The sequence below is a fragment of the Loktanella sp. 3ANDIMAR09 genome (assembly GCF_001420005.1).
Taxonomy (GTDB): Bacteria; Pseudomonadota; Alphaproteobacteria; order Rhodobacterales; family Rhodobacteraceae; genus Loktanella.
Map to the genome: position 1 here is coordinate 1 of NZ_LJAK01000017.1, position 13,525 is coordinate 13,525.

General features: G+C 53.0%; 7 protein-coding genes and 7 pseudogenes. 9 read left to right on the forward strand and 5 right to left on the reverse strand.

Translation table 11 applies throughout. The features are described from left to right. Positions 1-880: pseudogene (locus AN189_RS19235) on the reverse strand (hypothetical protein); the annotation flags it as partial. 43 nt (positions 881-923) lie between these two features. Continuing rightward, positions 924-1,346, reverse strand: coding sequence for a hypothetical protein (locus AN189_RS19240; protein WP_157057542.1), 423 nt, complete (start codon positions 1,344-1,346; stop codon positions 924-926). Positions 1,347-1,546: 200 nt separating this feature from the next. Between AN189_RS19240 and AN189_RS18905 the strand changes: the two genes are divergently transcribed. Next, positions 1,547-2,770, forward strand: coding sequence for a glycosyltransferase (locus AN189_RS18905; protein ID WP_083484482.1), 1,224 nt, complete (start codon positions 1,547-1,549; stop codon positions 2,768-2,770). A gap of 366 nt (positions 2,771-3,136) precedes the next feature. Here the strand turns inward: AN189_RS18905 and AN189_RS19750 are convergent, their stop codons facing one another. Next, complete coding sequence (locus AN189_RS19750; RefSeq protein ID WP_083484483.1) at positions 3,137-3,313, reverse strand: DDE-type integrase/transposase/recombinase; 177 nt, start codon at positions 3,311-3,313, stop codon at positions 3,137-3,139. Between the two features lie 213 nt (positions 3,314-3,526). Next, positions 3,527-3,748 carry a hypothetical protein gene (locus AN189_RS18915; RefSeq protein ID WP_083484484.1) on the reverse strand — a complete coding sequence of 74 codons (222 nt, stop codon included), beginning with the start codon at positions 3,746-3,748 and terminating at the stop codon, positions 3,527-3,529. Positions 3,749-3,777: 29 nt separating this feature from the next. On the opposite strand from AN189_RS18915, the pseudogene AN189_RS18920 reads away from it, so the two are divergent. The 6 genes and pseudogenes from AN189_RS18920 to AN189_RS17090 all read left to right on the forward strand — a co-directional run. Beyond that, positions 3,778-4,262: pseudogene (locus tag AN189_RS18920) on the forward strand (IS3 family transposase); the annotation flags it as partial. A 93-nt stretch (positions 4,263-4,355) separates the two neighbouring features. Then, positions 4,356-4,625 (forward strand): annotated as a pseudogene (locus tag AN189_RS18925) (IS3 family transposase); the annotation flags it as partial. Between the two features lie 462 nt (positions 4,626-5,087). Next, on the forward strand, positions 5,088-7,106 hold the full coding sequence (locus AN189_RS18930; protein ID WP_083484486.1) for a M10 family metallopeptidase: 2,019 nt from the start codon (positions 5,088-5,090) through the stop codon (positions 7,104-7,106). A gap of 119 nt (positions 7,107-7,225) precedes the next feature. Then, positions 7,226-8,248: pseudogene (locus AN189_RS17080) on the forward strand (transposase); the annotation flags it as partial. 187 nt (positions 8,249-8,435) lie between these two features. Next, the gene (locus AN189_RS17085; RefSeq protein WP_056038836.1) at positions 8,436-10,175 is read left to right on the forward strand and encodes a type I secretion system permease/ATPase; all 1,740 of its coding nucleotides are present in this window, start codon (positions 8,436-8,438) and stop codon (positions 10,173-10,175) included. Beyond that, positions 10,172-11,479, forward strand: coding sequence for an HlyD family type I secretion periplasmic adaptor subunit (locus AN189_RS17090; RefSeq protein ID WP_056038841.1), 1,308 nt, complete (start codon positions 10,172-10,174; stop codon positions 11,477-11,479). Before AN189_RS17085 ends, AN189_RS17090 begins: the two co-directional genes overlap by 4 nt. Before the next feature lie 180 nt (positions 11,480-11,659). On the opposite strand, the pseudogene AN189_RS17095 reads toward AN189_RS17090, so the two are convergent. Further along, positions 11,660-12,770: pseudogene (locus AN189_RS17095) on the reverse strand (IS3 family transposase). 60 nt (positions 12,771-12,830) lie between these two features. Here AN189_RS17095 and AN189_RS17105 point away from each other — a divergent pair. Next, positions 12,831-13,046, forward strand: a pseudogene (locus AN189_RS17105) (IS3 family transposase); the annotation flags it as partial. Between the two features lie 35 nt (positions 13,047-13,081). Beyond that, positions 13,082-13,489: pseudogene (locus AN189_RS17110) on the forward strand (transposase); the annotation flags it as partial. Positions 13,490-13,525: the final 36 nt, after the last annotated feature.

Genomic DNA, 13,525 nt, shown 5'->3' on the forward strand with positions numbered 1-13,525 from the left:
CGTTAAGGCCTTCCTCAACGGTCAAATTATCGACGTTCAAATCGCGAGTTGATTGCAGTTGACCCGTCGCGTCAGTGTAGGTGACAACATCAGTGATAACCATTCCACTTTGAGCGTCAAAAACACCCTGAGCCGTAATATTGTCGTTGCCAACGCCAAGAACAACCTGGTTGTCGGACGTTGTAGTGGCTCCGGTGCCGAGAGCAGTCGAAAAGTCGTGCTCCACAACAGTGCCGAAACCGATCCCAGTCGATAGTTCACCGTTTATCATCGAACCACTGCCGACTGAAGTGTTTCTGTCTCCAATACTAGTCGAGTTAGAACCCAGTGTAACCGAGCCATTGCCCGAAATGCTGCTCCCTACGCCGACAACAACTGAGTTGTTGCCTTCCACACCACTGAAGCTACCAAGAATAGTGCCATTGTTACCGCTAGCATTACTAAAAGAACCAAACACTGAAGAATTGTTTCCATCAGCAGTTGACTGACGACCAACTACGGAAGCAGCGCTGCCCGCTGCTGTGGAAGCCCAGCCAATTGCAGTTGAACCTGCTCCCTGAACGTCATTAGAGCGGCCAAGTGCTGTACTCTGATCTCCAGCAACCGAGTTTTGTGAGCCATACGCAGTGGATCTGGGTCCAATGACATTGTTGTCATAACCGGCAGCAACAGAATCTGAGCCAACTACGGTGTTCTGCCCAGGCCCCAGATCTTGCGCAGATGCCAAATCAGCGACGGAAACAAAAACCATAATCGCGGTACAAGAAGGAGCGATACTGGCGATCACACCCTTCCATTTAGTCATCCGACCACCATTTTTATTTAGCAACGCAACCCGTTGTTCTGTTGAAGTGTCATGTTTATTCATATTCAGTCTCATTCATTGACTTTACAGATATTGATATCGAGAGATCATCAGCTTATCAGCGCACAAACCGACTAACTAAGCCGCCATTGGCTTGAATGGCAGGACACTGTGCCAAGCCGACGATAACATGAGCACCTTGGAACGAATTCTGCGACCTATCCGCAACCGCTACTTCGCAACCAGATACCGCGCGAGCCCGCGACTCGGCATCGCCAAACCTATCTGGAACCTGTATGCGCTTGCCTGGCGTTTCAGTTCGATAGAGAACCTCCGCAAATCCATAAGTTGAAACTGATGCACCTGTAGCCTCATCAAATGAAAAACGATCAGCGCGAGCACGCGTTACGATCTCGTTGTTGGCCCCTTCATTAGCAATAGCTGAGCCACGATTAGCGTCGCCTCCAACGTGTCCAGCACCACCACAAGCGGCAAGTGGGAAGAACAGCGCCGTTAGGGCCAAGGGTTTCAGAAAGTTCATTAATTTAGTCCTCGCAAAATTCACCCGACAACTGAAGACAAGTACGTCACACTCGGGCCTCACGTCGATGTGACTAATCAAATAATGAATGTTTTAAAATCTCGTCATTCCGATTTACGGAATACCGAGCTGTATGAAATGCGAGCGCTTTGCTAAAAAAGCCTTGCACAGATCGCTTCCGCTCGAAAGAATCAGGACACATGACACGCAAGGCAGCTTGCAGAATATTATTTGTAAGCTTTAAAGCGCTGTTGGATCGTAATAGTGGCGCGGCGCTTGAATTAAAGACGGTGATCGAAGCTCTGGCAAGAGACGAAAGTAACTCTGCCGCCTCTGTTAGCTTAAATTGCTACGATGTGGGAGACAGTTACCGTTTGGATCCGCGAATTGCCTCGGAAATGACCGACAGCTGCAATGTGGGGCGATTTTACCACTTCGACGATAATTGCATCCGGCACTATATTCAGGCTTGCCCTAGTATGAATACTATGAATATCGGGCGTCAAACTTATGATCTTTTTCTTAATAATGCACGCAAGGTAATCTCTAAATTTGATCCAACTGTTGTTATATTCTTTGGATCAAATGAAATTCTACCAGTTATTCAGTTTGCGAAAAACAGGGGTACCCGTGTTGTTCTTTATACCGGCACGGCATCCTATCATGAAGACCGGCAACCGTTATTTGATATCGCAGATGAAATTGTTGCTCCTAGCGACTTTATTAGAGAGCTTTACGAGGCTAGATTTAAAAAAAATGTAAAAGTTATTCCAACTAGTTTACCATTTGCACCACCTGCAATCAATATAGAGCAAAAGGTTGCTCGACGAGAAACTGACTTTATTACGATCATCAATCCGTCCACTGACAAAGGTGGGCACGTAGCATTTTCAATCGCCAGTCACATGCGAGAAATAAGAAACTTTTTTCTAGCTGTCGAGGGTCGAGCAACACATAAGTACTGGACGGAGCATGGTTACGATTTAAGTGCGATCTCAAATTTATTCTGGGCTCCATGGCAGTCGGATATAACAAGAATACTTTCGAAGACATCAATACTCTTGATACCATCTTTAATCCCGGAAGCCGCCGGTAAAGTTATTTCAGAAGCAATGGCACTGGGTGTACCAGTCGTTGGATCTGAAATTGGCGGAATACAACAACAACTTGCTGGATCGGGCGTGACTGTTTCGTTGAAACCTTCGCTACTTCCAAACACGTTGACCAACAAGTACAAGGTACATCTCAGTGCAGAGGACGTAGAAGATTGGACGAGTGCGATCGCTGCGGTATTAAATTCTGAGGATTTTTATAGATCGCTAGTAATTAAAGGTTTAGAAAGCTGCGATCGATACAAACTTGAGAATATCCTACCGTCTTGGCGTTCTTCGCTCGGAATTGAGATGTTCGACGCCACGGTTTGATAGTGTGTTCCTTTCTCAGGTTTGGAGGGAAGCAGTATGAGGCAAGTTCGTCACGCGAGCGCGTTGACCAGGCACGCCGTCTGAGGTGCCCCTAGTTTCCTAGTCACCTGCCGCGCTCAGTTTCTGCTGCCTGAATTCAGAGTCAACGGGCGACAGCATGCCTTTGTTAGTATGCTTGCGTTATCGGTTGTAGAACATTTCAATGTAATTGAACACGTCCCGTCTGACATCGTCGGGCGTCGGGTAAGTGCGCCGCCTGATCTTTCCACGTTACAGAAACTGGGAGACGCTTTCGACGACCGCGTTGTCGTGTCAATTGCCGCGTCGGCTCGTGCTGAGTTCGTGGTCGGGACGGCGGGGAAACGTCTACCACTCCCAACTCGTGAACTGGAAACCTTGATCGGAATGCACTATGGCCTTTCCATCAGGCTTTCGACGCCAGACGGCTATGAGAAGGACTTGCAGGGCGACGTCGGTCGTCAACCGGGACTGGGCGGACCATCCGATAACACGGCGCGAGAACGGATCGATTGCGATGCACAAATAGAGCCAGCCCTAATTGGTCCCGTTGTAGGTGGTGTCGGTCACCGAGGCGCGATCCGTTGAAGCCGTCTGAAACTGCTGTTCCAACCTGTTTTCGGCCACGATAGCTGGCCTGCCGCCGTAGCGGCCAGGGCGGCGTCTGCAGCCAACCGGCGCCACGATCCCGGCCAGCGATGCCAGCCGCGCCACACGGTTCTCCGAGATGCTCTCGCCCTAATCGCGCAGATCGTTCGTCGGCTTGCGATAGCCGTAGACCTTGCCACTCTCTGCCCAGGCCTGCCGGAACAGCTCAGACTGGCGCACGTATTCCTGAGCACGGCAGCTTAACAGTCCCTTAAGCGATGCATAGAAGCCGCTGAAGTGGACCCGAAGAACCCGGCACATGGCCCGGATGCCGAACTCCGCGCAATGCGCCCGGACAAAGGCGATTTTCATTGGGACCCTCGTGCGAAGTACACCGTTGGCTTCCTAAGACACACCCAGTTCTTCGCGGGCCTAAAGCAATGAGGTTTAGGTTCATCAAAGAACATTGAGATCACTTCCCGACCAATCGCTTGCGCCATGTTGTCGGTGACAGCAAGCGCGGGTTGCGGGCTTGGCGAACCCGTCCAGCCAACCGCCGACAGCGGTCTGACTTGGTCACTCTAGCACATATCATGGAACAGTCCGGTCTCAGTTTGGGCAGCTATGGCCGCCCTCGAATGACTGAAGTGCTGAAGGGAATTGGACTGGATACATGCCACCGCCGCGTTGGCAGATTGATGCGCCAGAACGGCATATCAGCGGTAAGAACATGTAAGCACAACGTGACGACCATTGCGCGGCAGGCGATTGCAAAGCAATCTGCCGAGAGGGGGGCAATGACCATAAGTTTACTATTGCGCCGAACCCCCTAGATCGTGACTTCATGGCAGAAGCACCAAACCAGAAATGGGCGGGTGATATCAGCTAGGTCTGGACCCGCGTGGACTGTTCGGACTTTCGCTTTCCAGTCGCCATTTACACCTCCAAGGTCAGGGTGTTGCGACGACCGGTTGAATCCGCGCAATACTGTTCGCACGACTGTCCGAAAGTCCTGGCCAAGACGGGTTCAAGGTGCCGATGTATAGGAAGGGTAACTGTTATGACAATGGAGCAGTCGAGACCTTCTTCAAAACCATCAAGGCCGAACTCATCTGGCGGAGATCATGGGAAACGCAGCGACAAACTGAAATGGCCATCTTCAAATACATCAACGGGTTCTACAATCCGCGTCGCCACCACTTAGCACTGGGCTAGAAAACCCGTCGCCTTTCAAAGGAAAGTGATCTAAACGAGCACCTGAAGCGGAACGAAAGCGTGACCGGTCCAATTGTGTGTTTCGCATTTGGGAACACGTTTTGCGACAATAGCGTTTATTTCTGCTTCACTCAGAGACTATAGTACTAATGTCGCAGAGCGCACGGTGTCATTTTCTGAAATATATTTGAGGTTGATAGGTCGTTACGCCCGCCCGCAAGCGGCGTGGCCAAGGGTTTACTTGGCCGTGTGGACTAGTGTTCTCCACTCTATGAATATGCTTGATCTGATCAAATATCTTACCGATGCATCACCCCCTTCATAACCAATCCCGCGGGACGGGAATTTTGCCATTCAAGAGGAGTTCGATGCTGCGAACGCTACTTATGGCACTGGGGACATTGCAGTATTTACCTTACGTCATCCCGATAGTGACATAACCAAATTCGCGGAAGCGGAAGCTTCAAAACGCAATAAAAAGTAGAAGGAATTTGTAATGGCTAAAGGAAAGAATTTAATCGGAACAGTGACCGAGTCTGGGGACAACCGGATTGACGGCCTTCTAATAGGCACAAATTGGGGCGGTGACGCGATAGAGTATGCTTATCATACCACTTCAAGCGTCGATGATTACTATTCTAAATATACGCAAGGATTTTCCGAAATTAACACCCAGCAAGAGAAGGCAGTCATGTTTGCCCTTGATGCGGATCGCGGTGGTCAGGCATCGCAAGGGTTTTCAGTCGAAGGATTTACGAATCTTCAGATCGAGTTTGATGCAGCCGCAGATAGCGCAGCACCCGAATCCCTAAGATTTGGAAACACAAGTTCAAGTTTGCTTGCAAGCGCATTTTCCTATTACCCTGGAGCCAATTCATCTGCAGGAGACGTCTGGTTTGGTCACGATGCTGCGAAAATTCCTGTCGCGGGCAATTATGGCTGGTACATGACGCTTCATGAAATCGGTCATGCCTTGGGCTTATCTCATGGCCATGAAGCAAGATTTGGGTTTCCTGCACTGCCACCTGAGTATGATTTTTTGGAAATGACTGTTATGTCCTATCGATCATATGAAGGTAAAACGCTTAGTTCTGGATTGTCCAACGAGAAATGGGGATACGCCCAATCCTTTATGATACTAGATATCGCTGCACTCCAATATATTTATGGGGCGAATTATTCGACCAATAGTGGTAACACCGTTTATCAATGGAACCCCAACAGTGGAGATACATTGGTGAATGGCGAGGTTGCTATTGATACCAGCGGAATCCGTATTTTTGCAACTATTTGGGATGGCGGCGGCGTTGATACATATGATTTAACCGCATATACTACGGATTTAAATCTAAACCTTCAGCCAGGTGAAAGCTCGGTCTTCAGTGATGAGCAGCTTTCAAAGCTAGGGCAAGGTAATGATGCGGAGGGCAACATTTATAATGCTCTAACACATGGCGGAAATAATACTTCGTTGATTGAGAATGCATTCGGCGGGACTGGTAACGACCGCATTTCGGGAAACGATGCCGACAATAATATGTACGGAAATGATGGAAACGACCAGTTATTTGGATTAGCCGGAAACGATATCCTTTCGGGCGGGTCAGGGCGAGATGATATCTTTGGGGGCACTGGAAACGACATCATTGATCTTGGCGCGACCATCGGTAACAGGCCACAGTTTGCCAGAGGCGGGGCTGGAGATGACATTTACTTAATCTCCCGCGGCAATGGTTTTTCCGCTGTCTATGACGAATCTGCTGGCGGCGGAAACGACCGCGTCATCTTCACGGATGTAAATTTTGACGAGAGCAGTTTTCAACAACATCCAGACGAACGATTATCAAACTCCATTATTATTAAAGCTGCAGGCGGCATGGACATTCACATTAACAACGTCATTGGGTCATATAATGCGATCGAAAGCTTTGAGTTCAGTGATGGCACCGTGATTAATGATTTCCACTTCGGTGGATCTGGGCGTGAAAGTATCTATGGTGGCGATGGGGCAGATTTCATGGACGGCGGTGCCGATTGGGATCTACTGAAAGGCGGGAACGGTGCAGATATAATGAACGGCGGGGATGGCCGGGATAAATTGTTTGGCGGGGAAGATGCAGATATCATTTACGGTGGTAATGGCTGGGATAAACTGTTTGGTGGCGGCGGTGCCGATAACATGGACGGCGGCAATGGCTGGGATAAACTGTTTGGTGGCGACGGTGCCGATATCATGGACGGCGGTACCGGCAGGGATCGACTGACAGGCGGGAACGGTGCAGATATATTTGTCTTCTCGGATGGTTATGGGGCGGATAAAATAACTGACTTCGACGTAAACTCCGGCGATGTTTTGCGCCTTGATGTTGCTGGTCTTGATACCTTCACAGCCATTCTTTCTGCGGCTCAGCAGAACAGTAGCGACGTCGTAATCAACTTTAGTGATGCTGATATTTTAACTTTGAAGGGCATTCAATTGGCGGCCTTGACCCAAGATGATTTCGCCTTTGTTTAGGTCCTTCACCACGGCATGTTGAGTTATGACCGAATTTGGTTATGGCGTAATTCAAAAAGCGGCGTAATGAGGCAGATGTCAGCGCCGGCCAGAACCTCATAAGTAGCAATACGCCCATAATGAACTCTACACAAACCCTACCGTTTAGCCCAACGGAAACGATTGTTGATCCGTTGATAAAACTTGCACGCGAATGTGCCCGCCGAATGCTGGCGGAAGCGCTGAAACCAGTAGCTGACGCCTTAATTGCCAGTTTTACAAATGGACAGCTAGATGATGGTCGCCAGCGGATTGTCCGTCATGGATTTGGCCCCGAGCGGCAGCTTCAGACCGGTTTCGGTCCGCTGGATGTCCAGCAACCCAGGGTGCGCGACCGGCTGGCGACACCTGATCTGTCAAAAAAGGTCCGCTTTACTTTGAACTTATTGCCAGAATGGGCCCGCCGCTCGATCAGCCTGGATGCCTTGCTACCAGTGATGTATCTTAAAGGCATCTCGACGGGTGATTTCCAAGAGGCGCTCTCGGACATGATGGTCCCTGATGCTCCCACCCTGTCGCCAAGTGTCGTATCACGACTGACGGCAGGGTGGGGCAGGCGCAATATGAGACTAGGTACGGCGTGATCTGTCAGGATGTCACTACCTCTGCATCTGCATTTGGGCGGATGGTATCTACCTACAGGCCCGCGTAGAGGAAAATGCTGAAGGTATATTGGTGATCATCGGCTCAACACTTGAGGTCAAAAAAGATCTGATTGGTTTTCAGGTTGGCCTTCGGGAGAGCGCGCAAAACTGGCACGAATTGCTGGCTGACATAAAGAGTCACGGGTTGTCCGTCGCACCGGAAATTGCGGTTGGTGATGGCACCACGGGGTTCTGGAATGCACTGGATAGAGTGCTTTTAAGCAAAAAACATCAGCGCTGTTGGGTGCATGAGGTGCTGTTGGTGCATAAGGTAAAAAATGTCCTGAATTGTCTTTTAAAGCAGATGGCGCCAGCCGTGAAGTCAGACACGGACGACATCCAGCATGCAGGGGCGGGTAAAAAAGCAGAAATGGCGCTGACAGTGTTCTCCGAGAAATGGGGGGCAAACATTCAAAGGGTGTCGCTTGTTTCTTTAAGGACAAAGACGCAATGCTCGCATAGTCAGACTTCTGCGGTAACGCCTCCGCAAAGCCTGGAAAATGCGCAACGTCAACCATCAATCCGCCAGTCCCGGACAGAGACCTTGACCGAGCCCATTCCCCACAAGATAACCACTTAAGTGGGACAACCTCGGCACAAAATCTTGGTCACTTTTGAATAGGAAGCATGTTGATGGATAAGCCCAATGGGTGACGAAGAACGGCGGATGGGGGCTGCGGAACTGGCAGCGGTGCGGCGCGAAGGACTTGGGCTATATATTGCGGTTGCGGTCTTCAGCTTCTTTGTGAACCTGCTGATGCTGACCGGGCCGCTTTACATGCTAAACGTCTACGATCGGGTGCTGGGATCACGCAGCCTTGAAACGCTCATCGCCCTTAGCGTCTTGGTCGCTTTTCTCTATGGCATGATGGGTATTCTCGATTTCGTACGTGGCCGCGTCATGGGACGCCTTGGCGCACGATTTCAGGCACGTCTCGACCGGCGTGTGTTTGCCGCGACGCTGCATGCCCAGACCCTTAACCGCGTCCCGCAAGAGGCGCGCACTGGTTTGCGCGACTTGGAAGCTATCCAGCGTCTGATCACCTCACCAGCCTTCATGGCGCTTTTTGACCTGCCCTTCATCCCGCTGTTCTTTTTGGGGATATTCATTTTCCATATAAATTTAGGCATCTTAGCGCTGGCCGGCAGCGCGGTCCTGATCGTCGTCGCCGTCGCCAACCAGATCACCACAAAAAAAAAGATGGAGGCTGCGAATGCCGCGTCCTTCCAGTCCGAGGCACTAGGCGCGCAAATCCGTAGCGAAAGTGAACTGGTTCATGCCCTTGGCATGCGCGGTGCCTCTTTTGATCGCTGGCAGGTCGCGCGTGGAAATTCGCTCGATGCCACGATCGGTGCGGCGGATTCCGCTGGCACATTTACCGCGATGACCAAAACATTCCGTCTGTTCTTGCAGTCCGCCATACTGGGTCTGGGTGCGCTACTGGTGCTGCGCGGAGAGATCACGCCGGGGGCGATGATTGCAGGTTCGATCCTGATGGGGCGGGCGCTGGCCCCAATTGAGATGATCGTGGGCCAATGGGCCGTATTCCAAAAGGGCCGTGAGGGCTGGACCCGTCTGTCCGTCCTGCTGGGGTCCATCCCCGAAGAAAAGGTCCGCACAGCCCTGCCTGCCCCCCGCGCAATACTGACGGCCGAGAATGTGACCGTGATGCCGCCTGGCGAACAGCAGGCCAGCCTGCGCCAGATCAGCTTTGCGGTGCAGCCTGGGCAAGCTGTCGGTGTCATTGGCACATCCGGTGCCGGGAAATCCACGCTGGCGCGCGCCTTGACGGGCGTCTGGCGACCTGCTGGTGGCAAAATCCGCCTCGATGGGGCGGCTCTGGACCAATACGATGCAGACACGCTGGGCCAGCACATCGGTTATCTGCCGCAGCGGGTTCAGCTCTTTGACGGTACGATCAAGGAAAACATCGCCCGGATGTCGATGACTCCCGACGATGCCGCCGTCGTCCGTGCAGCGCGGAAAGCGGCGGCACATGACATGATCCTGCGCCTGCCCGATGGCTATGATACGCGTGTCACTACCACGGGCGGTCGTCTGTCCGGTGGCCAGATCCAGCGCGTTGGATTGGCACGTGCCATGTATGGTGATCCGGTGGTGCTTGTGTTGGATGAGCCAAACAGCAACCTCGACAATGACGGGTCGATCGCTCTGAACAACGCGATCCGTATCGCCAAATCCGAAAACAAGGCTGTCTTCATCATGGCGCACCGTCCTGCCGCGATCCAAGAATGCGATTTGCTGCTCGTGATCGAAAACGGCGCACTGCGCGCCTTTGGCCCCAAAGACGACGTGATGAAGAAAGTCCTGAGCAACGCCCAAACGATCACCCAAGCAACCGGCAAAATGGCGGTCACGCAATGACCTCTGGCATCAATGTTCCCAGCCGCTGGTCAGCGACAAAACCGCTTCTGATTGGCACGTTCGCTGTTTTCCTGCTGGTTGGAGGTTTTGGTGCGTGGGCTGTCTTTGCCAATCTGCAAGGTGCCGTAATCGCCCAAGGCCAGATTGAGGTCGACCGCAACCGTCAGGTGATCCAGCATCCGGACGGCGGTGTAGTCGAGCGGATCGCGGTCGACGAGGGCGAAACCGTCGCCGCAGGCGATTTGCTGATCGAACTTGATTCTTCCAATCTAGAGAGTGAATTGGCTGTGGTCGAAGGCCAACTCTACGAGGTACTCGCCCGCCGCGCCCGGCTCGAGGCAGAGCGTGACGGGTCGACTACATTGACCTTTGACCCTCTGCTCTTGAAGGGGGCGTCAGAGGCAAAGGACCTGATCGACGGTCAGCAGCGACTGTTCGAGGCGCGCCTCGACAGCCTACTGAAGGCGACCAATCAGCTTGAACAGCAAGGCATGCAGATCGCGAGCCAGGTGACCGGCATCACAGCCCAACAAACGGCAATGGCAGAGCAAGCTGCCTTGATCGACGCAGAACTGGCCGACCAGCAAAGTCTGCTCGACCGCGGCCTGACGCAGGCCAGCCGGGTGCTGGCACTGAAACGCGAGGCATCTAACATGCGCGGCCGGGCCGGAGAGCTCCGCGCTCAGGCCGCCCAGGCTGCGGAACGTCGCACCGAAATCGAGATCCAGATCCTGGGGCTGGCAAGCACCCGCCGCGAAGAGGCAATCACACGGCTGCGCGATCTGCAATCCAACGAGCTGGAACTAACGGAACGGCGTCGCACGCTGCGCCAGCAACTTGATCGGCTGGATATCCGCGCTCCAGTCTCGGGGGTCGTTTACGGGTTGACGATATTTGCGCCGCGCTCGGTGATCCGCCCAGCTGAACCGCTGCTCTATCTTGTGCCGCAGGACCGTCCATTGGTGATCGCCACACAGGTGCAGGTGACCGACATTGACCAGATTTATTTAGGGCAAGACGTGCTGCTACGCCTATCGGCATTCGACCAGCGCCGCACACCGGAATTGGCTGGCCATGTAACTCAAGTCAGCGCTGACGCCTTTACGAACGAACAAAACGGCCTGTCCTTTTATCGTGCAGAAGTGAGCATGAATGAAGGAGAGATCAGAAAACTTCCCGATGGGATGATGCTGATCCCAGGCATGCCAGTCGAAGCCTACGTCAGGACCGCTGACCGCACACCCATGAACTACTTTCTCAAGCCCATCTCAGACTACTTTGCAAAAGCCTTCCGAGAGAGCTGAAGAAGGTTAAAGGGTCTCATAGCCTGCACGACTGACCCATGATCCGTTCGCGCTTTCGCTAGAGGATGCCTTGCTGGTCGGATACTAAAAAGCCCTGCGAGGTCATCTTATTGGCAGGGGGATTTAGCAAGATGGTCAGTCTTGGCATTTGGCGTGACCTGCTCCCCTGAGTGTCCCCGTTTATAAGTTAGCTCTGTTCAGGTTTTGGTCGTCCTTTGACCGGTTAGCATATTCCCACGGCGTCAGGCCAGCGAGGCTTGAGTGTGGGCGATGGTGGTTGAAGTCTTCGCGCCATGCCGCCACGAGATCGCGGGCATTGCGCAGAGTGTCGAACAGGTGCTCGTTCAGAAGTTCGTCCCGCATCCGGCCGTTGAAGCTCTCCACAAGGCCGTTCTGCATGGGTTTGCCCGGCGCGATATAATGCCATTCGACCTTGCGGTCTTCCTGCTACTTCAGGATCGCGTTCGAGGTCAGTTCTGTCCCGTTGTCAGAGACCACCATGCAGGGATAGCCGCGCATCTCTGCGATCCTGTCCAATTCGCGGCCGACGCGCATACCTGACAGCGACGTGTCAACAACAGCGGCCAGGATTTCCGACTGAAGTCGTCGATCACGTTCAGGATGCGGAGCCGCCGACCGCAGGACAGGCTGTCGGACACGAAGTCCAAGCTCCACCGCTGGTTCGGCCCTCTCGGGATGGCCATCGGCGCTCTGGTGCCCAAGGCACGTTTCCGGCCACCACGTTTGCGCACTGTCAGGCCCTCCTCTTTGTAGATGCGATACAGCTTCTTCCAGTTCACCTGCCAGCCATCGCGCTTCACCAGCACATGCAGCCGTCGATAACCGAACCGCCGCCGTTCCGATGACAGATCCTTCAGGCGTGCCCGTAGGTCAGCGTCATCTGATCTGCTCGACGGCCTGCGATACACACGCGGATCTATCCCCGCCAAAGCGCAGGCCCGCCGCTGCCGATATCCCTCCTGGTTCATGGCCCAATCCACGGCGCGCCGCCGTGCATCAGGCCTCAGAAGTTTTTTCCCAGCATCTCCTTCAGCGTGGACACATCCATCATTTGCTCGGCCAGCAGCTTCTTGAGTTTGGCGTTCTCTGCCTCCAGCGCCTTCAGCTTCCTTGCATCAGATACTTCCATGCCGCCAAACTTGGATCGCCATTTGTAGAAGGTCGCATCGCTGACGCCGTGCTTGCGGCACAGCTCCTTCGCGCCAAGCCCCGCCTGATGCTCCTTCAGAATGCCGATAATCTGTTTTTCACTGAACCTCGATCGCTTCATCGTCTGTCTCCTTTGATAGGAACAGACTAACCTCAAATCGCGGACTTTTCAGGGGAGCAGGTCAGCAGGCGCGGAAATTGCCACGATAACGCGGTGGCGGAAAGCTTCTTCCATCTTTTGAAGCGCGAACGGATCAGGTGGCAAACCTACCTCACACGCGATGCAGCAAGGCAGGACGTATTCGATTACATTGAGATGTTTTATAACCCCACCCGCAAGCACACGAACAACGGCATGTTGTCACCGGTTGACTATGAAACCACACAAAGGAAATGAACGATGCAGGCGTCTAAGAGACTAGGGGCACGTCAAACAATGATTGTAAGCTTCTGACATCCATCTCAGGAATTGGGCCGTTCAACGCCTTGGCCATTCTGGCAGAGGCTGGTGATCTGCGCCGCTTTCAGCATCACCGCCAATTCTTGAAGTTCTGCGGTACGGATCTGGCAACCATCCAGTCCGGCACATTTCGAGGCAAGACCAAGCTGTTCCAATACGGCAATGCCCTGCTACGGCGGACGCTTTGGATGGCTGCGCAGGTGGCCATCATGCAAAAGACCAACAGCTTTCGTGATAAGTTCGAGCGTTACATTTCCAAAGATCGGAAAAACACCCATTTGCGCCGCACGGCGTATACCGCAATCGCTCCCAAAATGGCCCGGACGGAGCGCGGGATCATCAAACGGGGCAAACCTAATCGTCCCTTCTTTCAGGGTTGATCGCCAGCAGGAGGACCTTTCTCTGTAGGGGGCGAA